Origin of the sequence: Streptomyces sp. SN-593 (assembly GCF_016756395.1) — a bacterium.
In the GTDB taxonomy this organism is placed as follows: Bacteria; Actinomycetota; Actinomycetes; order Streptomycetales; family Streptomycetaceae; genus Actinacidiphila; species Actinacidiphila reveromycinica.
In genome coordinates, this window is record NZ_AP018365.1 from 2,895,460 (window position 1) to 2,918,028 (window position 22,569).

At 74.8% G+C, this 22,569-nt stretch carries 21 protein-coding genes; 11 read left to right on the forward strand and 10 right to left on the reverse strand.

Annotated elements, in window-relative coordinates; genetic code table 11:
* The first annotated feature begins 40 nt into the window (after positions 1 to 40).
* The 3 genes from RVR_RS11880 to RVR_RS11890 all read left to right on the forward strand — a co-directional run bounded on the left by RVR_RS11880 (position 41) and on the right by RVR_RS11890 (position 3,551).
* Positions 41 to 1,048, forward strand: coding sequence for a carbohydrate ABC transporter permease (locus RVR_RS11880; RefSeq protein WP_202233822.1), 1,008 nt, complete (start codon positions 41 to 43; stop codon positions 1,046 to 1,048).
* Between the two features lie 2 nt (positions 1,049 to 1,050).
* Positions 1,051 to 1,968, forward strand: a complete 918-nt coding sequence (locus tag RVR_RS11885) for a carbohydrate ABC transporter permease (RefSeq protein ID WP_202233823.1) — start codon at positions 1,051 to 1,053, stop codon at positions 1,966 to 1,968.
* Positions 1,969 to 2,078: 110 nt separating this feature from the next.
* On the forward strand, positions 2,079 to 3,551 hold the full coding sequence (locus tag RVR_RS11890; RefSeq protein ID WP_202233824.1) for a GH1 family beta-glucosidase: 1,473 nt from the start codon (positions 2,079 to 2,081) through the stop codon (positions 3,549 to 3,551).
* Positions 3,552 to 3,662: 111 nt separating this feature from the next.
* Here RVR_RS11890 and RVR_RS11895 read toward each other — a convergent pair whose 3' ends face one another.
* From RVR_RS11895 to RVR_RS11905, 3 genes are all read right to left on the reverse strand, one after another.
* A complete protein-coding gene (locus tag RVR_RS11895) occupies positions 3,663 to 5,138 on the reverse strand; it encodes a glycoside hydrolase family 18 protein (protein ID WP_202233825.1) in 1,476 nt (491 codons plus the stop codon).
* A 157-nt stretch (positions 5,139 to 5,295) separates the two neighbouring features.
* Positions 5,296 to 6,012, reverse strand: coding sequence for a class F sortase (locus RVR_RS11900; protein ID WP_202233826.1), 717 nt, complete (start codon positions 6,010 to 6,012; stop codon positions 5,296 to 5,298).
* A 277-nt stretch (positions 6,013 to 6,289) separates the two neighbouring features.
* Complete coding sequence (locus RVR_RS11905; RefSeq protein WP_202233827.1) at positions 6,290 to 6,727, reverse strand: hypothetical protein; 438 nt, start codon at positions 6,725 to 6,727, stop codon at positions 6,290 to 6,292.
* Between the two features lie 325 nt (positions 6,728 to 7,052).
* Between RVR_RS11905 and RVR_RS11910 the strand changes: the two genes are divergently transcribed.
* On the forward strand, positions 7,053 to 8,237 hold the full coding sequence (locus RVR_RS11910) for a multicopper oxidase domain-containing protein (RefSeq protein WP_202233828.1): 1,185 nt from the start codon (positions 7,053 to 7,055) through the stop codon (positions 8,235 to 8,237).
* A gap of 116 nt (positions 8,238 to 8,353) precedes the next feature.
* Here the strand turns inward: RVR_RS11910 and RVR_RS11915 are convergent, their stop codons facing one another.
* Entirely contained in the window at positions 8,354 to 10,135 is a 1,782-nt protein-coding gene (locus RVR_RS11915) for an FAD-dependent oxidoreductase (RefSeq protein WP_202233829.1), read from the reverse strand.
* Positions 10,136 to 10,538: 403 nt separating this feature from the next.
* Between RVR_RS11915 and RVR_RS11920 the strand changes: the two genes are divergently transcribed.
* The 7 genes from RVR_RS11920 to RVR_RS11950 all read left to right on the forward strand — a co-directional run bounded on the left by RVR_RS11920 (position 10,539) and on the right by RVR_RS11950 (position 16,008).
* Complete coding sequence (locus tag RVR_RS11920; protein ID WP_202233830.1) at positions 10,539 to 11,687, forward strand: SchA/CurD-like domain-containing protein; 1,149 nt, start codon at positions 10,539 to 10,541, stop codon at positions 11,685 to 11,687.
* 147 nt (positions 11,688 to 11,834) lie between these two features.
* Entirely contained in the window at positions 11,835 to 12,278 is a 444-nt protein-coding gene (locus tag RVR_RS11925; protein ID WP_202233831.1) for a cupin domain-containing protein, read from the forward strand.
* Entirely contained in the window at positions 12,275 to 13,579 is a 1,305-nt protein-coding gene (locus tag RVR_RS11930) for a beta-ketoacyl-[acyl-carrier-protein] synthase family protein (RefSeq protein WP_202233832.1), read from the forward strand. Before RVR_RS11925 ends, RVR_RS11930 begins: the two co-directional genes overlap by 4 nt.
* On the forward strand, positions 13,576 to 14,835 hold the full coding sequence (locus RVR_RS11935; RefSeq protein ID WP_202233833.1) for a beta-ketoacyl synthase N-terminal-like domain-containing protein: 1,260 nt from the start codon (positions 13,576 to 13,578) through the stop codon (positions 14,833 to 14,835). The genes RVR_RS11930 and RVR_RS11935 overlap by 4 nt, the downstream gene beginning before the upstream one ends.
* A gap of 13 nt (positions 14,836 to 14,848) precedes the next feature.
* On the forward strand, positions 14,849 to 15,133 hold the full coding sequence (locus tag RVR_RS11940) for an acyl carrier protein (RefSeq protein ID WP_202233834.1): 285 nt from the start codon (positions 14,849 to 14,851) through the stop codon (positions 15,131 to 15,133).
* A 35-nt stretch (positions 15,134 to 15,168) separates the two neighbouring features.
* Positions 15,169 to 15,675: an SRPBCC family protein gene (locus RVR_RS11945; protein ID WP_202233835.1), complete on the forward strand. Its 507-nt coding sequence runs from the start codon at positions 15,169 to 15,171 to the stop codon at positions 15,673 to 15,675.
* Between the two features lie 6 nt (positions 15,676 to 15,681).
* Entirely contained in the window at positions 15,682 to 16,008 is a 327-nt protein-coding gene (locus RVR_RS11950; RefSeq protein ID WP_202233836.1) for a TcmI family type II polyketide cyclase, read from the forward strand.
* Between the two features lie 168 nt (positions 16,009 to 16,176).
* Here the strand turns inward: RVR_RS11950 and RVR_RS11955 are convergent, their stop codons facing one another.
* From RVR_RS11955 to RVR_RS11980, 6 genes are all read right to left on the reverse strand, one after another.
* Entirely contained in the window at positions 16,177 to 17,277 is a 1,101-nt protein-coding gene (locus RVR_RS11955; protein ID WP_202233837.1) for a methyltransferase, read from the reverse strand.
* Between the two features lie 59 nt (positions 17,278 to 17,336).
* On the reverse strand, positions 17,337 to 18,476 hold the full coding sequence (locus tag RVR_RS11960; protein WP_202238551.1) for a right-handed parallel beta-helix repeat-containing protein: 1,140 nt from the start codon (positions 18,474 to 18,476) through the stop codon (positions 17,337 to 17,339).
* 429 nt (positions 18,477 to 18,905) lie between these two features.
* Positions 18,906 to 20,249, reverse strand: a complete 1,344-nt coding sequence (locus tag RVR_RS11965) for a sensor histidine kinase (RefSeq protein WP_202233838.1) — start codon at positions 20,247 to 20,249, stop codon at positions 18,906 to 18,908.
* A 25-nt stretch (positions 20,250 to 20,274) separates the two neighbouring features.
* Positions 20,275 to 20,967, reverse strand: a complete 693-nt coding sequence (locus RVR_RS11970) for a response regulator transcription factor (RefSeq protein ID WP_202233839.1) — start codon at positions 20,965 to 20,967, stop codon at positions 20,275 to 20,277.
* A 164-nt stretch (positions 20,968 to 21,131) separates the two neighbouring features.
* A complete protein-coding gene (locus tag RVR_RS11975; protein WP_202233840.1) occupies positions 21,132 to 21,668 on the reverse strand; it encodes a hypothetical protein in 537 nt (178 codons plus the stop codon).
* Positions 21,669 to 21,696: 28 nt separating this feature from the next.
* Positions 21,697 to 22,551 (reverse strand): spermidine synthase, encoded by an 855-nt coding sequence (locus RVR_RS11980; RefSeq protein WP_202233841.1) that lies wholly within the window; start codon positions 22,549 to 22,551, stop codon positions 21,697 to 21,699.
* Positions 22,552 to 22,569: the final 18 nt, after the last annotated feature.

The following is a 22,569-nucleotide window of genomic DNA, read 5'->3' on the forward strand; positions in this document are numbered from 1 at the left end:
CTCCCCGCCCGCTGATTCCCTACCGGAAGGACGGCACCCCGTGGCCACCTCCGTCAGGGCGACGTCCGACGGCAGCCCCCGGTCGTCCCGGACCGACCCCAGCAAGAGCCGCAAGAGCGGCGCCCCCGGCCCGCCCGGCGGCTGGCGCGCCAAGGCGTTCCGGCTGGACACCAAGGCGTCGCCGTACGCGTACATCGCCCCCTTCTTCCTCTGCTTCGCCGCCTTCGGCCTGTTCCCGCTGATCTACACCGGGTGGCTCTCCTTCCACGAGGTCCAACTCGGCACGCACGCCACCTGGGTCGGCTTCGACAACTACACCGCGCTGTGGGACAACAGCTTCTTCTGGACCGCGCTGCGCAACACCTTCACCCTCGGGGTGATCTCCACGGTGCCGCAGCTGATGATGGCGCTCGGCCTGGCCCACCTGCTCAACTACCAGTTGCGGGCCCGCGGCTTCTTCCGGGTGGCGATCCTGGCGCCGTACGCCACCTCGATCGCGGCGGCCACGCTGGTCTTCATCCAGCTCTTCAACCCCGACTACGGGATGATCAACCAGTTCCTGGGCCACGTCGGCGCCGGGCACGTGCAGTGGAACTCGTCCAAGTGGCCCGCGCAGATAGCGATCTCGGCCATCGTGACCTGGCGCTGGACGGGGTACAACGCGCTGATCTACCTGGCCGCGATGCAGGCGGTGCCCGCCGACCTGTACGAGGCGGCGGCGCTCGACGGCGCCTCGCGCTGGCGGCAGTTCGTCAGCGTGACCATCCCGTCGATCCGGCCGACGATCTTCTTCACGATCATCGTGTCCACCATCGGCGCCACCCAGCTCTTCGGCGAGCCGCTGATGTTCGGCGGCAGCGTGGGCGTCTCCGGCGGCACCGACCACCAGTACCAGACCCTCAGCCTGTACATGTACGACAAGGGCTGGCAGATCGGCGAGCTGGGCCAGGCGTCCGCGGTGGCCTGGGTGATGCTGCTGATCCTGCTGCTCATCGGCGCGGTGCAGCTGCTCGTCCTGCGGAACAACCGCCGCAAGCTTGGGAGCTGACGATGGCACAACTCACCCAGCCGATCCCGTCCACCGGGCCCCGGCACTCCTCCCCCGAACCGCGCCGGCGCCGCCGGGTGCGCGCCCACAGCGCGGGCGGCCAGCAGAAGGCCGGCCCGATCGCGTACGCGCTGGTGATCCTGGCCACGGTGCTGTCGCTGTTCCCGCTGTACTGGACGGTGGTGGCGGCCTCCCGGACCGACACCGAACTGGTCACGCCGCCCACCCCGTTGCTGCCCGGCAGCCACCTGATCGACAACCTGAAGATCGTGTGGGACCAGGTCGACATGACCACGGCCCTGATCAACTCCACCATCGTGGCGGGCTGCGTGGCGCTCAGCACGGTGCTCTTCGCGACGCTCGCCGGATTCGCCTTCGCCAAGCTGGAGTTCCGCGGCCGCAACGCGCTGCTGACCGTGGTGGTGGCGACCATGACCATCCCGCCACAGCTCACGGTGATCCCGCTCTACCAGATCATCACGAACGTCGGCTGGGTCGGGCACATCCAGTCGGTGATCCTGCCGTCGCTGGTGGCCGCGTTCGGCGTCTTCTTCATGCGGCAGTTCCTCTCCGAGGCGCTGCCGGTGGAACTCGTCGAGGCGGCCCGGGTGGACGGGGCGCACAGCCTGCGGATCATCTGGCACGTGGTGTTCCCGATCGCCCGTCCGGCGATGGCGGTGCTCGGCATGCTCGTCTTCGTGCAGTCCTGGAACGACTTCTTCTGGCCGTTCATCGCGCTGAACCAGCAGAACCCGACGGTGCAGGTGGCCTTGCAGGGCCTGGGCTCCGGCGACCACACGATCAACCACGCGGTGGTGGTGTGCGGGGCGCTGGTCGCGACGCTGCCGCTGCTGCTGGTCTTCGCGGTGCTGGGCCGGCAGATCGTCGGCGGGATCACCGCCGGCGCGGTCAAGAGCTGACATCCCCGCGGCCGGCGCGCCCCTTCCCGCGCCTGCCCGGCGCGCGCGGCGTCCGCGCCCCGCACCCCCTCCTCCCCCGACGACCCCTGATTCCCCTGGAGTCCCCCGCCATGACAGCAGTCCGTTCGCAGAGCGCGGAGGCAGCGGCGAGCCCGGCCGCACTCCGATTCCCCCCCGGTTTCGTCTGGGGGGCGGCCACCGCGGCCTACCAGGTCGAGGGCGCCGCGGCCGAGGACGGCCGCACCCCGTCGATCTGGGACACCTTCAGCCACACCCCCGGCCGGGTCCTCAACGGGGACACCGGGGACATCGCGGCCGACCACTACCACCGGTACCGGGACGACGTCGCGCTGATGCGGGACCTCAACCTGGGCGCCTACCGCTTCTCGATCTCCTGGTCCCGGGTGCAGCCCACCGGCCGCGGCCCGGCCGTCCAGCGCGGCCTGGACTTCTACCGCCGGCTCGTCGACGAGCTGCTGGACAAGGGCGTCACCCCCGTCGCCACCCTCTACCACTGGGACCTGCCACAGGAGTTGGAGGACGCCGGCGGCTGGACGGTGCGGGAGACCCCGGAGCGCTTCGCGGAGTACGCGGAGATCGTCACGCGGGCCCTCGGCGACCGGGTGCCGTACTGGACCACGCTCAACGAGCCGTGGTGCTCGGCGTTCCTCGGCTACGGGTCGGGGGTGCACGCGCCCGGCCGGACCGAACCGGAGTCGGCGCTGCGGGCGGCGCACCACCTCAACCTCGCCCACGGCCGGGCGATCGGGGTGCTGCGCTCGGTGCTCCCCGCCACCGCGCGGACCTCGATCACCCTCAACCTGCACCAGGTGCGGGCCCACAGCCGGTCGGACGCCGACCTGGACGCCGCCCGCCGGATCGACGCGGTCGGCAACCGGGTCTTCCTCGGCCCGATCCTCGGCGACGGCTACCCGGAGGACCTGCTCGCCGACACCGGCCACCTGGTCGACTGGGACGCGCTGGTCCGGCCGGGCGACCTGGAGGAGATCTCCCGCCCGATCGACCTGCTCGGCATCAACTACTACACGCCGACGCTGGTCTCCGACGGCCGCGAGAGCCCCGACCTGCCGCGCGAGGACGGCCACGGCGCGAGCGACCACTCGCCCTGGCCCGGGTCCGAGCACGTCGCCTTCCACCTGTCGCCCGGCGAGACCACCGCGATGCGCTGGGCGGTCGACGCGACCGGCCTGTACGACCTGCTGATGCGCGTCCACCGCGAACACCCCGACGTGGCGATGATGGTCACCGAGAACGGTGCCGCCTACGACGACTACATCTCGCCCGAGGGCACCATCAACGACCCGCGGCGGATCGCGTACCTGCGCGGCCACCTCTCGGCGGTGCACCGCGCGCTCGCCGACGGCGCCGACGTCCGCGGCTACTTCCTGTGGTCGCTGCTGGACAACTTCGAGTGGTCCTACGGCTACAGCAAGCGCTTCGGCGCGGTGTACGTCGACTTCGGCACCCAGCGCCGCATCCCCAAGCAGAGCGCCCACTGGTACGCCGAGGTGGCGCGCGACAACGTCCTTCCGGATCCGCCGGAGGAGGCCGGCAGGTCCTGAGGGGCGCAAAGGGGCTCCGGCCGCCGCGAACGAGGGTGCGCGGCGACCGGAGCCCGCCGCCGTCCTGCCTCGTGGGGGTGGGGCAGGAAGGCGGCCGGACCCGCGGCGGGGTCAGCCGGTGTAGGCGCCGAGCGCCTTGGCGAAGTCGCCGTCGGACTGGGTGACGGAGCTGCAGGTGGCGTCGGCGTGGCTCTGCGCGCCGCCGGGGCATTGCTTGTCGCGGGTGGCGGACCACATCGACAGCCAGGCCAGGCCCTTGGATGTCGCGAAGTCGGCGAGCGCGCCGGCGTCGGCGACGGTGAAGGTCTCGCTGGCGACGTCGTTGACGCCGATCATCGGCGTGACGGCGACCGCGTGCCAGGCGGCGTCGTCGGACAGCTCGAGCACGCTCTTGACCTGGGCCTGCGTGGCGGTGGCGGCGTCGATGGCGTACTGCCCCATGTCACCGGTGTAGGAGGAGCCGTAGTCCATCGCCATGATGTCGACGGCGTGCACGGCGACGCCGTTGCTCTTGGCGTCCGACAGCACGTCGACGCCGTCCTGGGTGAGGCCGCTGGGCATCGCGGGCAGCGTGTAGGAGACCTCCAGGCCGCTGTGGCTCGCCTGGAGCAGCGCGATCGCCTGCGCCCTGCGGGTGTCGGCCGCGGTGTCGGCCAGCGCGCCGCCCTCGACGTCGAAGTCGACCTTGGTGAGCCGGTAGGCGTCGACCACCTTGCCGTAGGCGGCCGCGAGGTCGCTCGCCGAGGAGCAGGCGGCGGCCAGTTCGGTGCCGTTGGCGCCGCCGAAGGAGACGCGCACGTCGCCGCCCGCGGCGCGGACGGCGCCGATCTGGGCGGCCACCGCGTCGCTGTCGAGATCGGTGACGCCGCCCCACTTCGGGGTGCAGCCGCCGCCGGAGACGACGAAGGCGAGGTTGAACTGCCTGGTCCCGTCGGCCTTCATCGCGCCCGTCAGGTCGTAGGCGGGGTAGAGCGAGGTGTCGACGTAAGGGGCGAACCCGCCGGAGGCGGCCCCGCCGGTCCCGGCGGTGGGGGTCCCCGAGGTGGGGGCGGCCGTCGGGGTGGCGGTGGGAGTCCGCGTGGGCTGCGCGGTGGGGGTGGCGGTGTCGGTGGGACGGCCGGTGGGCGCGGTGGTCGGGTCGTCGTCCACCGAGCACTTGGCGCCGTTGATGGTGCAGTCGGCCGGCGCGGCGGAGGGCCCGGTGCCGCCGGAGACGTTCGCGGTGAAGCCGACCTGCGCCGTCGCGCCGGGGGCGAGGGTGTGGTCCCAGCTCTCCGGGGTGACCGTCACGGTCTGCCCGGACACGGTGTAGCGGCCGTTCCACAGCGTGCCGACGGTGGTGCCGGCCGGCAGCCGGAAGGTGAGCGTCCAGCCGTCCAGCGGACTGCCGGACGCGTTGCTGATGTCGTACTGCCCGGTGAAGCCGGTGCTCCAGTCGCTGGTCGTGGTGTAGGCCGCCGCGACGGTGGCCGCGCTCGCGGAGCCGGCGAAGGCGAACGCGCCGCCGGCGGCGGCCGCGGCGGCGGTGATCGCGCAGAGCACCTGCGTCCGGCGGCCGGGACGGCGGCGGTGGGTGGTGGGTGCCATGGCTGCCTGCCTTGCACTCGGGGGGTGGGGGCGGGCAGCACGCTAGCGGGCGCCGAACGGACAAAAAGCCAGTTCAGGACCACCGGGCGGGTTCTTAGGGCGGGCTTAAGGAAGTGGAAGGGGCGGCTTAACGCTCGGCGCCGCGCGGCGCCCGGGATCAGGAGTTCCGGGACGACACCAGGTGCGCGAAGACGACCACGTTCGCCTCGTAGTCCTGCTTCTTGCGGTCGAACACGCCGCCGCAGGTGATGATGCGCAGTTGGGCGTCGGGGGTGTCGCCGTAGACCCGCTGGTCGGGGAAGTCGCCCTTGGAGAAGGTGTCGACCTCGTCGACGGAGAAGGTGGCGATCGAGCCGTCGGCGCGGGTGATGTCCACCGCGTCGCCCTTCTTGAGGTAGGGCAGCAGGTAGAAGACCGCGGGGCCGGTCTTGGTGTCCACGTGGCCGGCCACGACCGCGTTGCCGCGCTCGCCGGGGGTGGCGCCGTCCTTGTACCAGCCGGCGAGGTTGCGGTCGGTGTCGGGCGGCGGCTGGAGCACTCCGGTGGCGTCCATGGACATCGGGGCGAAGGGGGCGTTCACCCCGATGCTCTGGATGGAGATCCGGGTCGGCTCGGAACGCGGCAGCGACGGTCCGGTGGTCGGCCGCATCGTGACCACCGGGTCGCTCGACGGCGCCGGGGCGGCGCTCGCCGTGGACACGGGCGCCGGGGCCCCGATCGCGGTGTCCGCGCTGGAGGAGTCGAAGGAGCGGAACACCAGGAACGCGCCGAGCAGGGCCGCGGCGGCGGCCCAGCGCAGGACCCGGGCGCCGCTGTCCCGCGCCGGCGGCGCGTCCGCTGTCCGGGGCTCGCGCCCGGGCTGCTGCGTGCTCATGGGGGTGCTGCCCTTCTGACGGTCCGCGGGATACGGGAGGAGGTGCGGTCGTGCGGTCGTGCGGTCGTGCGGTCGGGGCGGGGCGGCCCGCGCGCCGGGGACGGGTGGCGGCGCGGCGGGCGGCGCGGGCCGGGGAGGGGCCGGGCGGCCGGGCGCGGTGGGGGACGGTGCGCGCCCGGCCGCCGGAACGGGGCCCCGGCGGTTCTTCCGGGAGGTGGCCACCGCCGTAACGGCGGTGGCCACCACGGTCCGGCCGGGCGGCCGGAGGGCGGACGGGTCAGGCGAGGGCGCCGGCCCCGGCCGTGGCACGACGGCGGCGCAGGACGTACGCGCCGGCGCCCAGACCGCCGAGCAGCAGCACCGAACCGGCCGCGAGGCTGCTGCCGCCGGCCATCGACATGCCGCCGCCACCGGTGTGCATGCCGCCGTGCGGCTTGTGCCACTGGCCGCCGTCCGACCCGTGGCCGGCCGTGTCCTGCGCGTCGTGGCCGGTCGCCTCCTGCGAGCCGGCGCTGTCGCTGTCGCTGTCGGACGAGTGGGTGTACTTACCCGAATCCGACGAGGAGGAGGAAGAAGAGGAAGAGGAGGACGACGACGAGCCCTGGCCGCTCGGGTCGTAGATGCCGACGGCACCCGCGGCGTGAGCGGCCGGAGCGGCGAGGGCGAGACAGGCGGTGAGCGCGGCTCCGGCCACGAGGGTGCGGGCAGTACGCATGGGGACGATTCCTTCCGGCGACGACGTGCGCCGGCTGACAACGTGTCAGCCCGACAAGCGCAGTGACGACAAGATCACCGTCAGCCAGCCGTGCCGGGACCGCCACCGGAGACGGCCGCATGAGGGTGACCGCATCCGCTCTTCGGGTGGCAGGCACCGCCACCTGCCTGTTTCGGCCACCCCCCAGGGGCGGGGCAGCCGCCCGCCGGCGGCCCCGGCCCGCACAGTGGGTACGCGGCGACGCCCGCAGGCCGCGCCCGGGCCGGCGCCTGAAGGCCCTTCAGGCGCCGGGGGCCGGCCGCCATCCCCGAGCGAGAGGACCTCCATGTCACCGGAGCCGGTACGCGAACCGCGCCGAGGCAGCGGCCGCCGGAACCTGCTGCGCGCGCTGACCGGCGGCAGCGCGGCTGCCGCGCTGGCGCTGGCCGGACCGCCCGCCGAGGCGGCCGCCGCGGGCGGCGCCGACGCCGACCCCTTCGCCGCGGACGCGTTCCGCGCGGTCGGCGGCGGCCGGGTGCGCGAGTACTGGATCCAGGCCGACTCCTTCGCCCACAACGCCGTGCCGAACGGACGCGACGGCATGACCGGCATGACCTTCACCGCCGAGCGCACCACCTTCCAGGCGATCGGCTACCGCGCCTACACCCCGAACTGGGAGCAGCCGCTGCCGGCCGACCCGGGTCCGCAGGGCATCGGCCCGAACAGCGGCATCCCCGGGCCGGTGCTGCGCGCCGAGGTCGGCGACGTCCTCAAGGTGCACTTCCGCAACAACGACACGCACTACAAGTGGCCGCACAGCATGCACCCGCACGGGGTGCGGTACACCCCGTCCAACGACGGTGCGTGGATGGCGGACAGCCCGGACACGCCCGGAACGGCCGTCCCCTACGGGGAGACCTACACCTACACCTGGACCTGCGTGCCCAGTTCCGTGGGGAGTTGGCCCTACCACGACCACGCGGCACCGCAGACGCCGCCGAAGCCCGCCACCGCGTCCGACGGCTCCGTGCCGGCGCCCTCCCCCTCACCGTCCATGCCCGACTCGATGGACTCGCGGGCGTTCGGCGGGGACGGGCCGGTCATGGAGATCGGCGCGGAGCTGGGGCTGTTCGGGATGATCGCGGTCACCGACGCGCGGACCCCCGAGGTCGACCGGGAGTTCGTGCTCTTCTTCCACGACCTGTCCGCCTCCGACGCGACCTCCCTCCAGCAGGACCTGTCGCTGTGCAACGGAGGGGCCTTCGTCGGCAACGCCCCCACGTTCACCGCGCGCAGCGGCGAGCGGATCAGGTGGCGGGTCGCCACGCTCGGCAACTCCTTCCACGTCTTCCACATCCACGGGCACCGCTGGCTCAGGCCCACCGGGTGGACCGACTCGGAGGTCCTCGGGCCGGCCACCACCCTCACGGTGGAGTACCGCGAGGACAACCCGGGTGACTGGCTCTACCACTGCCATGTCGCCGCGCACATGATGCACGGCATGTCGGGGGTGTACCGCGTGACGAGGTGACGGTCCCCGGTGGCCTTCCGGTGGTGGGTCGCGCCCCGAACGGGCTCGGGTGCCGCATGCGCGACCCACCACCGGCCACCGGGCCCCGCGGGGGCGAGCCGGGGGCGCCCGGCGGATCAGCCCCGGTGGAAGACCTCCGCCAGGGCGGCGCGCAGCACCGACTCCGGGTCGGGGCGGGCCCCTTCGGAACGCCAGGCGACGAACCCGTCCGGGCGGACCAGCACCGCGCCCTCCTCCCGGATGCCGTGCAGCGCGCAGAAGTCGGGCGCGGGCCCGCCCGGACGGCCCGCACCGCCGGGACCACCCGCTTCTCCCGATCCACCCGGACCACCCGCGCCCCCGGCACCACCCGGACGGCCCGATCCGACCGCGTCCTCGGCCTCGCCCGCGTCACCCGGGTGGATCTCCAGCTCACGGCCGAGCCGGTAGCGGTCGAGCGGCACCCCGATCCGCTCGGCGGCGAGCCGCGCGGCGTCGTACCAGGCACCGCCCTGCGGCCCGGTGAGCAGGACCGGCGTGTGCTCGTACAGGTCGAGCGTGGAGATCCGCTCTCCGTCGCGCCGTACCCACAGGTGCGGCGCGCGCCCGCCGGGGACCGCCAGCGGGCTGAACTCGGGCGGCACCGCGGACTGTCGGGGGTCCGCCCCGAGCACCGCGCCGACCGGGTAGCGGTAGCCGAGCACCGCCGGCATCATGCCGGCCCGCGGCCCGGCGGCGACCGGCGCGGCGTCGTAGCCGGGGTGGCTGTGCTCGGCGGAGCGGGCCGACGCGCGGGCGGCGGTGGCCAGCGCGACCGGGCGCCGCTCGGCGTCGTAGCTGTCGAGGAGGCCGGGGCCGGCCCATCCGGCCAGGACCGCCGCGAGCTTCCAGGCGAGGTTGTGCGCGTCCTGGATACCGGTGTTGGATCCGAACGCCCCGGTGGGCGACATCTCGTGCGCGGAGTCGCCCGCGAGCAGCACCCGGCCGCTCCCGTAGCGCTCGGCGACGCGTTCCGCCGCGTGCCAGGGCGCCCTGCCGGTGATCTCGACCTCCAGGTCGGGCACACCGACGGCGGTACGGATGAGGTGGGCGCAGCGCTCGTCGGTGAAGTCGTCGAGGCTCTCGCCGTCGTCCGGCCGCCACGGCGCGTGGAAGACCCAGTCCTGGGCGTTGTCGACGGGCAGCAGCGCGCCCGGGCTCTCGGGGTTGGTGAGGTAGCAGACGATGAACCGGCGGTCGCCGACCGCGTCGGCCAGCCGCTTGGCGCGGAAGGTGACGCTGACGTTGTGGAAGAGGGCGCCGGGGCCGGTCATCGGGATGCCGAGGCGTTCGCGGATCGGGCTGCGCGGGCCGTCCGCCGCGACGAGGTAGTCGGCGCGGACGGTGCGGCTGCCGCCGGAGGCGCGGTCGACGATCTGCGCGGTGACGCCGTCCGCGTCCTGCGCGAAGGACACCAACTCGGTGCCGAAGCGGATGTCGCCGCCCAACTCGCGGGCAGCGGCCAGCAGTACGGGTTCCAGGTCGTTCTGGCTGCACAGGCACCAGCCGGACGGGCTGATCCGGGAGATGGAGCCGCCCGGGTCGATCGTCCGGAACAGCCACTCCTGCTCGGCGCCCGTCAGGGTGTCGGCCTGGAGGATGCCGTGGTTCCCGGCGAGCACCGACGCGGCGGCGCGGACGCGGTCCTCGACGCCGGCGGCGCGGAACAGCTCCATGGTGCGGACGTTGTTGCCGCGTCCGCGCGGGTGGTGCGAGGTGCGGGCGTGCCGCTCGACCAGCAGGTGCGGCACGCCGAGGCGGCCGAGGAAGAGCGACGCGGACAGGCCGACGAGCGAGCCGCCCGCGATCAGGACGGGCACGCGCTCGTCGGTACCGCCGTCGCGGTCGGGCGGCGGGGCGGGGTGCGGGGTTTTCGTCACGGGGGTCTCCGGAAGTGTGGGGGGTGGGGCGCGCGAAGGCGCGGGCGGCGGGACGGCACGTTCCGTTGCCGGCCGCCGGGGAGGCTTCCCGGTGGTTTCCTTCCCTGCCGGGGCGCTCCGCGGGCCGGGCCGGGCGGTGCTTCACTCGGCCGCCTCACGTGCCGCGCACGATTGCCGCCCGGGCCCGAGCATCGGAGACAGGCGGTCCCGCCACGCGCATACGGCATGACGCATATGCGTGTGGCACCACCGCTCAGGGCCCCGGGACCCAGGGCCCGCCGGCCACCCGCCGACGAAGCGGCGACACGCCGGCGACCACAACGGCACCACCGCAGGACTCCCCCCACACCGTGCCCGGCCCGCGGCCGCGCGCACCCGCCCCACCCGAGAGGAACGAATCGCCGTGACGACTCTGGACGACCGTCTCGCCCCACCCCCCTCCTCCGCCGCGTCGACCACCGCCCGGCTGCGCGTCGTCCTGCTGCTGGACGTGCTCGACGGCCGGCAGCAGCAGTTCCTCCAGGCGTACGAGCAGATCCGGCACCAGGTGGCGGCCGTGCCCGGGCACATCAGCGACCAGCTCTGCCAGTCCCTCGGCAACTCCTCCCAGTGGCTGATCACCAGCGAGTGGGAGGGCAGCGAGCCGTTCCTGGAGTGGGTGGAGAGCGCCGCGCACCGCACGATGGTCGAGCCGCTGCACGGCTGCGTGCGGGACACCACGTCGCTGAGGTTCCTGGTCGCGCGGCAGACTCCCGAGGAGGGCGCGCCCCGTACGGCGAAGCCGCCGGCGGCGCCTTCGTCCGCGCCGGCCGACGAGATCGACCCGCTGCCCGCGCCGCCGCTGTGCTCGGGCGGGGTGGTGCGGCACGCGATCACCTTCACGGTGAAGCCGGGCAGCGAGCCCGAGGTGGCGAAGCTGCTCTCGGACTACAGCGCCCCGCAGGCCCGGGTCGACGACACCACCCGGCTGCTGCGCACCTCGCTGTTCATGTACGGCAACCGGGTGGTGCGGGCGGTCGAGGTGGCCGGGGACCTCGGCAACGCGCTGCGGCACGTGGCGGCGCAACCCGAGGTCAGGGCCGTGGAAGCGGCGATCAACCCCTACCTGGAGGAGGAGCGCGACCTCACCGCTCCCGCCTCGGCCCGTGCCTTCTTCGCCCGGGCGGCGCTGCCGGCGACCGGCCACGAGAGCGCCGCGGCCGCGGTCCCCGCCGCGGAGGGCGGCGAGCCGCTGACCCGGCTGGCGTTCCTGTACCCCGTACGGCCCGGGCGCGGCGCCGACGCGGCCCGGCTGCTCGGCACCCTGGACGCCGAGGCCGTCGCCGACCCGTCGCACCCGCTGGCCACGGCCACGGTCTTCCGGCGCGAGGACACCGTGGTCCGGGTGATCGACGTGCGCGGGCTGCCCTCCGACGGCCCGGCCGTGCCCGGCGCCGACGGCGCGTCCGGCGTGCTGCGCGAACTCCTCGTGCCGGGCGGGCCGGTGGACCCCACCGGGCTCGGCCTCGGCGGCCACCCGATGACCCCCGTCACGGACCGCGCCTCGCGCTGAACCGCCCCGCACCGTACCGCCCTCGGCGGCGCGGCACCCGCGCCGCCGAACCGCGGGACCCGCACCACCCGACGCACACCACCCGACCCGCACCACCTGACGCACACCACGGAACACGGAAAACCCGAAGGACACCAAGGAGCCGCCATGACGAACGAAGTGCGCATCGTGCACCTGGACGACACCAGCCCCAACCGCCGGCGCGGCGGCGACCTGAGGGCCCTGCTGACGCCCACCGCGGTCGGCGCGACCAGCGGCTTCATGGGGGTGGCGATCATGCGGCCGGGCGAGCGCATCGGCGAGCACTACCACCCGTACTCCGAGGAGTTCGTCTACGTGCTCAGCGGTGAGCTGGAGGTGGACCTCGACGGCGTCAGCCACCCGCTGCGACCGGAGCAGGGCCTGATGATCCCGGTGGACATGCGGCACCGCTTCCGCAACGTGGGCGACACCGAGGCGAGGATGGTCTTCCACCTCGGCCCGCTGGCCCCGCGTCCGGAGCTGGGCCACGTGGACACCGAGGAGACCGAGCCGGCGGCGGCCGGTGAGGTCGACCTGGCGCCTCCCGACGCGACCAAGGCGCGGGCGTGAACGGCCGGGACGGGCGAGGGCCCGGCCCGGAGGGAGGCCGCCGGGTCGCCGTCACCGGCCTCGGGGTGGTCGCTCCGGGCGGCATCGGCGTGCCGGCCTTCTGGGACATGCTGACGGCCGGCCGTACCGCCACCCGCGGCATCAGCCTCTTCGACCCGGCCGGGTTCCGCTCCCGGATCGCCGCCGAGTGCGACTTCGACCCGCAGGCCGCCGGGCTCACCGCCGCGCAGGCCGAACGTGCCGACCGCTACGCCCAGTTCGCGCTGGTCGCGGCGCGCGAGGCGGTCCGCGACAGCGGGCTCGACCTCGCCGCACAGGACCCGTGGCGGCTCGGGGTGTGCCTGGGCTCGGCGGTCGGCGGCACCACCCGGCTGGAGCGCGACTACGTCAAGGTCAGCGCGTCCGGCAGCAGTTGGGACGTCTCCCCGCAGGAGGCCGGCGCGCACCTGCACCGGGCGTTCCAACCCAGCGCGCTGGCCTCCGAAGTGGCCGAGGACATCGGCGCGCACGGACCGGTGCACACCGTCTCCACCGGTTGCACCTCCGGCCTGGACGCGGTCGGCCACGCCTTCCACGCCGTGCAGGAGGGCAGGGCGGACGTCGTGGTGGCCGGGGCGGCGGACTCGCCGATCTCGCCGATCACGGTGGCCTGCTTCGACGCGATCAAGGCCACCTCGACCCGCAACGACGACCCGGCGCACGCCTCCCGGCCGTTCGACGCCGACCGGGACGGGTTCGTGCTCGGCGAGGGTTCGGCGGTGCTGCTGCTGGAGGAGTGGGAGCACGCGAAGCGGCGCGGCGCCCGCGTGCTGTGCGAGCTGCGCGGCTTCGCGACGTTCGGCAACGCCTACCACATGACCGGGCTGACCACCGAGGGGCTGGAGATGTCCCACGCGATCGACCGGGCGCTGGCCGACGCGCGGATCGACCGCACCGCGGTCGACTACGTCAACGCGCACGGCTCGGGCACCAAGCAGAACGACCGGCACGAGACCGCCGCGGTCAAGCGCTCGCTGGGCGAGCACTCCCGCACGGTGCCGATGAGCTCGATCAAGTCCATGGTCGGGCACTCGCTCGGCGCCATCGGCGCGATCGAACTCGCCGCGTGCACGCTCGCGTTGATGCACGACGTGGTACCGCCGACCGCCAACTACCAGACCCCGGACCCGGAGTGCGACCTGGACTACGTGCCGCGCACCGCACGGCAGGCGCGGCTGCGGTCGGTGCTGTCGGTGGGCAGCGGCTTCGGCGGCTTCCAGTCCGCTGTGGTCCTGGCCCACGCCGAGAGGAGTGCGTCATGAGCGGGTCCGGCAGCGGACGCGGGGCCGCGGTGGTGACCGGAATCGGCGTGGTCGCGCCGAACGGCGTCGGTACCGAGGCGTTCTGGAAGGCGGTGCAGCAGGGCGGTTCGGTGCTCGGCCCGGTCCGCCGGGAAGGCTGCGATCGGCTGCCGCTGAAGGTCGCCGGCCAGGTGGCGGACGGCTTCGATCCGGCCGGGCTGGTCGAGGACCGCTTCCTCGTGCAGACCGACCGGTTCAGCCACTTCGCCATGGCCGCCGCCGAACTCGCCCTGTCCGAGGCACACCTGGCATCCGACCCGGACGCCCCGTTCTCGGTCGGCGTGGTCACCGCGGCCGGCTCCGGCGGCGGCGAGTTCGGCCAGCGCGAGCTCCAGCAACTGTGGGGCAGCGGGCCGCAGTTCGTGGGCCCGTACCAGTCCATCGCCTGGTTCTACGCGGCCAGCACCGGCCAGATCTCGATCCGCGGCGGGTTCCGCGGCCCGTGCGGGGTGCTGGCCGACGACGAGGCGGGCGGCCTGGACGCGTTCGCGCACGCGAGCCGGACCATCCGGCGCGGCACCGACGCGATGGTGGTCGGCGCCACCGAGGCCCCGCTCGCGCCGTACTCCGTGGTGTGCCAGCTCGGCTACGACGCGCTGAGCCTGGCCGACGACCCGCGGCACGCCTACCTGCCGTTCACCGACGACGCCCGCGGCTTCTCCCCCGCCGAGGGCGGCGCGATGTTCGTGGTCGAGGAGGAGGCGGCGGCCCGCCGGCGCGGCGCGCGGGTGCGGGCGGTGGTCGCCGGCCACGCGGCGACCTTCACCGGCACCGGCGGCTGGCGGGACTCCCGGGAGGGGCTGGCGCGCGCCGCGCGGGGCGCGCTGGAGGAGGCCGGCTGCGCGCCGGAGGAGGTGGACGTCGTCTTCGCCGACGCGCTCGGGGTGCCCGAGGCCGACCAGGCCGAGGCGCTGGCCATCGCCGACGCGCTCGGCCCGCGCGCGGCGACAGTCCCGGTCACCGCCCCCAAGACCGGCTTCGGCCGGGCCTACTCCGCCGCCTCGGCGCTGGACGCCGCCGCGGCGGTGCTCGCCCTCGAACACGGCGTGGTGCCCCCCACCCCGAACGTGGCCGAGGTCCGGCACGACCTCGACGTGGTCACCGGCGAGGCCCGTGTCACGCCGCTGCGCACCGCCCTGGTGCTCAGCCGCGGGCTGATGGGGTGCAACGCGGCCCTGGTGCTGCGCGCGCCCGACCCGGCCCGATCCCCCCACTGAAGGAGAACGACCCATGAACGACCGGAAGAACGCGGCCGCGGACGGCCCCGTCACCTTCGACGAGCTGGCCGACCTGATGAAGAACCGGGCGGGCCTGGCGGTGGACCCGGCGCAGCTCGCCGCCGACCCGGCGACGACGTTCGAGGAGTTCAACCTCGACTCGCTGGGGCTGCTGGGCATCGTGGCCGAGCTGGAGAAGCGCTACGACCGCAGGATCGGCGACGACGCGGAGACCTGCAAGACCCCGCACGCGTTCCTGGCGACCGTCAACTCCCAGCTGAACGCGGCCGCGGCCTGACCGCCCGTACCCGTACGAGACAAGGAGCGCAGCTCATGGCAGCACCGACCGCAGGGCACACCGAGAACGCCATCACCATCGCCGCCCCGGTGGACCTGACCTGGGACCTCACCAACGACCTGGAGAGCTGGCCGCAACTGTTCAGCGAGTACGCCGCCGTGGAGGTCATGGAGCGCGACGGCGACCGGGTCACCTTCCGGCTGACCATGCACCCCGACGAGAACGGCACCGTGTGGAGCTGGGTCTCCGAGCGGGTGATGGACCGCAGCACCCTGACCGTGCGCGCCCGGCGGGTGGAGACCGGCCCGTTCGAGCACATGGACATCCGCTGGGAGTACGCCGAGGTGCCCGGCGGCACCTCGATGCGGTGGGTGCAGGACTTCGCGATGAAGCCGACCGCCCCGGTCGACGACGCGGCCATGACCGACCGCATCAACCGCAACTCCGTGATCCAGATGGAGCGCATCCGCGAGCGCGTGGAGAAGCAGGCCGCCGAGCGCGGGCTGTCCGCGATGCCGCCGCGCACCGCCGAGGGGGCGTGAGCGCGCATGCACCGCAGCCTCATCGTGGCCCGGATGAAACCGGACGCCGCGGCCGCCGTCGCCGAGGAGTTCGCCGCCTCGGACCGGGGTGACCTGCCCGGGCTGATCGGCGTCACCGGGCGCAGCCTCTTCCGGTTCCACGACGACCTCTACCTGCACCTGATCGAGGCCGAACGGCCGCCGGGTCCCGAGGTCGCCAGGCACACCGGCCATCCGGAGTTCCGCCGGATCAGCGAGGCGCTGGCCCCCTACGTCTCGGCGTACGACCCGGTGACCTGGCGCGAGCCCAAGGACGCGATGGCCCAGGAGTTCTACCGCTGGGACCGCGTCTGAGCGGCCCGACCGCACGTGACGGTTCCCCGCACCCCTTCGAGGGGTGCGGGGAACCGTCACGTGCGGGCTGTGGCTGTGTGCGGGCTGTGTGCGGGCTTCCGCAGCGGGCGTCCGTCCGGACGCCGCGGCGGGCGGTCCCCCGACCGGGGGACCGCCCGCCGCGGAGGGTCAGGCCACCCGCGACTCGAACGCGTGCAGGTGGGGGTTGATCGGGCGCACCGCCGTGACCGGCAGGCCCGCCTCGGCCATGAGCGCGGTCATGCTCGCCCTGGTGTGCTTCGCGCCGCCGACGTTGAGCAGGAGCAGCAGGTCCATCGCGGTGGTGAACCGCATGGAGGGGCTCTCGTCGACGAGGTTCTCGATCACCAGGACCCGGGCGCCGGGCTCGGCGGCGGCCACGACGTTGCGCAGGGTCGCGCGGGTGCTGGCGTCGTCCCACTCCAGGATGTTCTTCAGCACGTAGAGGTCCGCCCGGACCGGGATCGCGGCGCGGCAGTCGCCGGGGACCAGCCGGACCCGGTCGGCGAGCGCGCCACCCTCGCGCAGCCGCGGGTCGGCGTGGGCGACGACGTCGGGCAGGTCCAGCAGGGCGCCCTGCAGGGCGGGTTCCTTCTCCAGCAGGCCGGCCAGCGCGAGCCCCTGGCCGCCGCCGATGTCGGCGACGCTGCGGACGCCGGTGAGGTCGACGTACGCGGCCAGGTCGCGGGCCGCCTGGCGGCTGGAGGAGGTCATCGCGCGGTCGAAGACGCGGGCGGACTCGGCCGCGTCCGCGTGCAGGTACTCGAAGAAGCCCTTGCCGTACAGGCCGGCGAACACGTCACGGCCGGACCTGACCGCCTCGTCCAGGCGCGGCCAGGCGTCCCAGGTCCACGGTTCGGTGCACCACAGCGCGATGTGGTGCAGGCTGCCGGGCACGTCCTCGCGCAGCAGCCGGGACATGTCGGTGTGCGTGAAGCGGCCGTCCGCGGTCTCGGCGAACACCCCGTAGCAGGCGAGGGCGCGCAGCAGGCGGCGCAGCGGCTCGGCCCCCACCTCCAGGGCGGCCGCCAACTCCTCGGCGGTGGCGGGGTTCTCGCCCAGCGCGTCGGGAAGTCCCAGGCGCGCGGCGGCGCGTACGGACGCGGCGCAGGCGGCGCCGAAGACGATCTCGCGCAGCCGCATCGAGGCGGCGCCGTCCGCGGTGCCGTGGTCGGCGGGGCGTCCCGCCGCGGTGTCGAGGGGGGTCTTCCCGGGTTCCTGTGGGGATTTCGTGTCCGGTGTGGTGGTCATCGTGGCGGCCTTTCTGGTGGCGTCGTGCCGGTGTCGGGCAGGGCGTACGGCGGCTGCCGTCAGCAGTGGCCCGCGGGGAGGGAGACCTGGCAGTGGTTCGCGGTGAAGGTGTTGCCGGTGCCGTGGTCGCGGTCGGCGAGGTCGGCGGGGCCGTTGTCCAGCAGCGTGTTGTTCCGCACGGTGTTGCCGGAGTCGGGCCCCCCGGTGAAGCTCGGGAAGAGCACGACGCCGCCGGACAGCGGCGACTCGCCGACGTTCCCGTTGACCTCGTTGCCGCTGATCAGGGTGTTCTCGACGCCGGTCAGCACGATGCCGGAGCCCTGGACGTAGGGCAGGCGGGCGGTTGCCGGGCAGTAGGCGTTGTTCGCGTCGACGGTGTTGCCGGTGACCGTGATCTCGCCGGCGCGCGGGGTGTTCTCGTCGCCGACGAGGAAGACGCCGGCGCAGTTCCCGGAGATCGTGTTGGCGGCCACGGTGACGTGCCGCAGCCGGCGCACGACCAGGCCCATGTGGTTGCCGTCGAGCGCGTTTCCGCGGATCTCGGTGCCCTGGGCGTCGGTGGCGCCGCCCTCCTCGAAGACGGTGTTCGCGACGAACAGGCCCGCCTCGCCGTTGCCGCGTGCCTCGTTGCCGGTGAAGTGCGAACGGGCCGACTTCTCCTGGCCGATGCCGTACTGGCCGTTGGCGTCGGCACGGACCCGGTGGACGGTGAGGCCGTCGGCGGAGGTGGCCCACAGGCCGTACTTCGCGAAGCCGGTGACGGTCAGGGACTCGACGCGCACGCCGGACGCGCCGGTGACGCAGAGTCCGTCGCCGGCGGCGGCGCACGCGGCCGCGCCCGTCCGCGCACCGGCGGTCGAGGGAGCGGGGGCGGTCGCGGGGGCGGGGGCGGCGGGGGTCGCGGCGGCCGGGTCCGTCGTGCTCTGCGGGTCGGAGGCCGCGGTGGCCGGGGCCAGTACGGTGCTGCCCGCGCCGGTGCCGCGCAGCGTCAGGTCCGGCGTGGTGATCTGCACGCTGCCCCGGTACGTGCCCGGCAGCACCAGGACGGTGTCGCCCGGCGCGGCCGCGTCCACGGCCGCCTGGATCGACTCCCCCGGGTGCACCACCCGTACCGCCGCCGCCCGCGCGGGCGCTCCCGCGACACCCACCGCCGCCACCGTCGCGGCTGCCACCGTCGCTCCCGCGACCATGCGCTTCATCATGTGCCCGACCCGCTTCCGTTCGGCCCCCGCAGCGGGGGCGGTGGACGTGAAAACGGCGGCTCGGGCCGCCGTTTCGACGCTATGGACGGCCCTGTCCGGCCGCCACTCACGGGGGTCACTGGGGTGATGGCCGGACCGCGAACGGACCAGCGGGCGTAGGCCGCTGGGGTCGGCGCCCGGGGCAGGCGGGTGGGTCCCCCGCGAGGTGGCGGAAGCCGGATGGGCGCGGGTCCTTCCGCGTGCGGCCCGCGGGGCGCCGCCACCCGGGCGACGCGGTGCGGGACGACCGGCCGCGCCGACGACCGGCACCACCGGGAGGACCGGGGCCGCCGGAGGACCGGCAGCACCGGTGACCGGGACCGCCGGGCCGCCGTTCCGCGAAGGCGGCGGTGTGGCGGCTGGGCGGACGGGAGGGCGCGGAACGGCCTACGGTCGGCGGTGGGTGGGGCGCGGGGCCGGGACGGGGAGGGAGCGGGCGAGGCGGACCCGGACCTCGGTGCCGCCCAGGACGCTGCGGCCGACCGCCAGGTCGCCGCCGGTGGACTCGGCGACCCGGCGCACGATGTCCAGGCCGAGCCCGGTGGACCCGGGTCCGCCGGCGCCGTGGCCGCGCCGCAGGGCGGCGGCCGGGTCGGCGACGCCCGGCCCGGCGTCGGAGACCAGCAGGATCACCGCGCCCTCGAACTCGTGCACGTCGACCGCGAGGGCCGTGCCCTCGGGGGTGTGCCGGAAGACGTTCCCGAGCATCGCGTCCAGCGCGGCGGCCAGGTCCGCGCGGGCGACCGGCACCCGCACCGGCCGGTCGGCCCCCGCGGTGCGCACCTCGCGGTTCTCGTCCTCCGCGAGCGCCGACCAGAACGCCATCCGCTCGCGCACCACCTCGGCCGCGTCGCACCCGGCGGGCACCCCGGCGCCGGAGCGGTGACCGCGGGCGGTCCGGATGATCTGGTCCACCTCGCGTTCGAGTTGGGCGACCGCCGCGCGGGTGTGCTCGGCGGCCGGACTCCCGCCGAGCGAGGCGGTGTTGAGCCGCAGCACGGTCAGCGGGGTGCGCAGCCGGTGCGAGAGGTCGGCGGCGAGTTCCCTCTCGTTGGCGAGGAGTTGGACGACCTGGTCGGCCATCGCGTTGAACGCGGCTGCCGCCGACCGCAGTTCGTCCGGACCCGCCTCCGGCACCCGCACCGCGAGGTCGCCCTCGCCGAGCCGCCGGGCGGCGCCGGCCAGCCGGACCGCGGGCCGGATCGTCCGGCTGCCGAGCCGGTCCGCGACCACCGCGGACCCCGCCATCAGGCCGACCCCGACGGCGGCCAGCACCAGCCACGCGGTGGCCACGCCCCGGGTGACGTCGGCCTCGGGCACGAACACCTCGACCACCGCGATCGTGCCGGTGGGCACCGCGGTCGGCCGCAGCAGGGCGTACCCGCCGGGCACCCGCACGGTCGCGGCCTCGCCGTGCGCCGACGCGCTGTCGAGCGCGGAGCGCGGGGCGCGGTGCCGGCCGAGATCGACCGCCGCGGCGTGCGCGGTGGCCGGGATGCGCAGCGCGATCCGGTTCTCGCCGCCGGCCTGGGCGGTGGCGACGGCCCGGGCGAGTTCGGCGCGGTCGGTGGTGATGGCCAGGGCCGGCGCCACCGCGGCGGCCTGCCGTTCGGCGTTGGTCAGCGCGCGGTCCCTGGCCAGTTCCCTGACCACCAGGCCGAGCGGCACCGCGAAGGCGAGCACCACCATGGCGGTGACCGCGAGCGAGACCCGTATCAGCGCCCATCTCATCGCCGGACCGCCCTCCTCGCGCCGCTCACGCCGGCGGCTCCAGCTTGACGCCGACCCCGCGCAGCGTGTGCAGGTAGCGCGGGCGGGCCGCGGTCTCGCCGAGCTTGCGGCGCAGCCACGACAGGTGGACGTCGATGGTCTGGTCGTCGCCGTAGGACTGCCGCCACACCTCGGCGAGCAGTTCGCGGCGCGGGACCACCACGCCCGGGCGGGCTGCGAGGAAGGCGAGCAGGTCGAACTCCCTCCGGGTGAGGTCGAGTTGGCCGCCGTCGAGCAGGGCCAGCCGGCGGCGCGCGTCGATCTCCAGCCCGCCGACCCTGATCCGCGCGTCCGCGGCCGGCTCCCCCGCGGCCCCGCCCCGCGCCCGTCGCAGCACCGCGCCGAGCCGGGCGGAAAGGTGCTCGACGGAGAACGGCTTCACCAGGTAGTCGTCGGCGCCCGCGTTCAACAGCCGTACGATCTCGGCCTCGTCGTCGCGGGCGGTCGCCACGATCACCGGGACGTCGCTCAGGCCGCGGAGCATCTTCAACGCCTCGGAGCCGTCCAGGTCGGGCAGCCCGAGGTCGAGGATCACCACGTCGAAGCCGACCTGTGCGACCTCGCGCAGCGCTTCCAGCGCGGTGCCGACGCTGCGGACGGTGTGCCCGGCGTCGGTGAGGTGCCGGATGAGGGCGGACCGCACGAAGTGGTCGTCTTCGACGACGAGGACTGTTGGCATGAGGCGAACTTAACGAATCGCTCGGCGGGAAGGGCCGTGGCCGCCCGCCCGGGTGGGACGGAGCCCGCGCCCGATCGCCGCGCGGGCTCGGGTGTCGGGCGCCGTGAGGGGTTTGCACGCGCTCGGACGCCGCGCCGGCTCGGGGGGTGCGGCCGGGGTGGGGCTCAGTCGTCCTCGTAGGTCTGGACGGTCGGGGGATGGGAGTTCCAGGTGCACAGCAGGGTGGTGGCGGTCGTGCCGGAGGCGGAGGTGAAGGTGACACGGAGCCAGCCGGGCTGGTCCGCCCAGAGCTGCATCTTCCAGGTGGGGTCGGGGGTCGCGGAGACGAGGGAGGCGGAGGTGGGGCCGAGGTCGAGGACGACCTGGCCGCCGGAGAGGGTGTAACTGTGCACGGTGCCGGGGTCGGTGCCGGTGGGGGCGGGGGTGGGGGTGGGCTTGGTCGAGGCCGTCGGAGAGGGCGGGGCCGAGGCCGGGGTGGAGGGGGCGGGGTGCGGGGTGGTGGGGCCGGAGGAGGGCTTGGGGCGGTGGACCGCGCTGGATATGCCCGGGGGCGGGCCGGTGCTCGCGGCCTGGAGGGGCAGCGCGCGCGGCGGACCGTACGCGGTGCCGCGGAGCACCGAGCGCACGCCGAACCAGGACACGGCGACCGCCACCGCGGTTGCCACTGCCCAGACGCCGATGTGGAGGACCGCCCTGCGCACGGCCCCATCCTGCCTCGCCCGGGCCGGATCAGTCGAAGACGTGCGCGGGAGGAGGCGGCGAGGCATCGGCGGTGGCATCGGTGACGACGGGTGCCCCGGCGGTGAAGTCGGCCAGGGCGCGGCCGTGTTCGACCCGGCCGGGATGGGGGTCGGTGGCCACCCGCCGGGTGAGTTCGGCGACGGGCAGCGGCCGGTCGGCGGCCAGGAGGATCAGGTTGCCGAAGCGCCGGCCGCGCAGCACCGCCGGGTCCGCGGCGACCGCGGTGTCGGTGAACGCGGCCCGGACGGTGGCCACTTGGCCGCGGACGAAGGCGAGCGACCCGCCGTCGGTGAGGTTGGCGGCGTACAGGCCCGCCGGGTCGAGGGCGCGGCGCACGTCGGCGAGGAACTCGGCGCTGGTGAGGTGCGCGGGGGTGCGGGCGGCCGCGAAGACGTCGGCGATCAGCAGGTCGGCCCAGCCGTCGGGGACCTTCGCCAGGCCCTCCCGCGCGTCCCCGCCGCGCACCTTGATCCGCCAGGAGCGGTCCCAGGGCAGTTCCGCCCGGACCAGCTCGGTCAGCGCCGTGTCGATCTCCACGACCTGCTGGGTCGAGCGCGGCCGGGTGTGCGCGGTGTAGCGGGCCAGGCTCAGCGCGCCGCCGCCGAGGTGCAGCACCCGCAGCGGCCGGCCGGGCGGCGCCGCCAGGTCGACGACGTGGCCGAGCCTGCGCTGGTAGGCGAAGTCGAGGTGCGCCGGGTCGGCGAGGTCGACGTGGGACTGCGGGGCACCGCCCACCAGCAGGGTCCAGGCCCGCGGCCGCTCGCGGTCCGGCCGCAGCTCGGCGGGCCCGCCGCCCACGGGGACGGTGCGGGACTCCGCGGTGCTGCGCCGTTGACGTGCCATGGTCCGATTATCGACCGA

What these genes read in the sequence shown, in the direction of transcription:
- RVR_RS11970 (WP_202233839.1), bottom strand. Translation starts at nt 20,967, where the DNA reads ATGCCAACAGTCCTCGTCGTCGAAGACGACCACTTCGTGCGGTCCGCC.
- RVR_RS11950 (WP_202233836.1), top strand. Translation starts at nt 15,682, where the DNA reads ATGCACCGCAGCCTCATCGTGGCCCGGATGAAACCGGACGCCGCGGCC.
- RVR_RS11885 (WP_202233823.1), top strand. Translation starts at nt 1,051, where the DNA reads ATGGCACAACTCACCCAGCCGATCCCGTCCACCGGGCCCCGGCACTCC.
- RVR_RS11960 (WP_202238551.1), bottom strand. Translation starts at nt 18,476, where the DNA reads ATGAAGCGCATGGTCGCGGGAGCGACGGTGGCAGCCGCGACGGTGGCG.
- RVR_RS11925 (WP_202233831.1), top strand. Translation starts at nt 11,835, where the DNA reads ATGACGAACGAAGTGCGCATCGTGCACCTGGACGACACCAGCCCCAAC.
- RVR_RS11895 (WP_202233825.1), bottom strand. Translation starts at nt 5,138, where the DNA reads ATGGCACCCACCACCCACCGCCGCCGTCCCGGCCGCCGGACGCAGGTG.
- RVR_RS11910 (WP_202233828.1), top strand. Translation starts at nt 7,053, where the DNA reads ATGTCACCGGAGCCGGTACGCGAACCGCGCCGAGGCAGCGGCCGCCGG.
- RVR_RS11945 (WP_202233835.1), top strand. Translation starts at nt 15,169, where the DNA reads ATGGCAGCACCGACCGCAGGGCACACCGAGAACGCCATCACCATCGCC.
- RVR_RS11980 (WP_202233841.1), bottom strand. Translation starts at nt 22,551, where the DNA reads ATGGCACGTCAACGGCGCAGCACCGCGGAGTCCCGCACCGTCCCCGTG.
- RVR_RS11905 (WP_202233827.1), bottom strand. Translation starts at nt 6,727, where the DNA reads ATGCGTACTGCCCGCACCCTCGTGGCCGGAGCCGCGCTCACCGCCTGT.
- RVR_RS11965 (WP_202233838.1), bottom strand. Translation starts at nt 20,249, where the DNA reads ATGAGATGGGCGCTGATACGGGTCTCGCTCGCGGTCACCGCCATGGTG.
- RVR_RS11890 (WP_202233824.1), top strand. Translation starts at nt 2,079, where the DNA reads ATGACAGCAGTCCGTTCGCAGAGCGCGGAGGCAGCGGCGAGCCCGGCC.
- RVR_RS11940 (WP_202233834.1), top strand. Translation starts at nt 14,849, where the DNA reads ATGAACGACCGGAAGAACGCGGCCGCGGACGGCCCCGTCACCTTCGAC.
- RVR_RS11900 (WP_202233826.1), bottom strand. Translation starts at nt 6,012, where the DNA reads ATGAGCACGCAGCAGCCCGGGCGCGAGCCCCGGACAGCGGACGCGCCG.
- RVR_RS11955 (WP_202233837.1), bottom strand. Translation starts at nt 17,277, where the DNA reads ATGACCACCACACCGGACACGAAATCCCCACAGGAACCCGGGAAGACC.
- RVR_RS11935 (WP_202233833.1), top strand. Translation starts at nt 13,576, where the DNA reads ATGAGCGGGTCCGGCAGCGGACGCGGGGCCGCGGTGGTGACCGGAATC.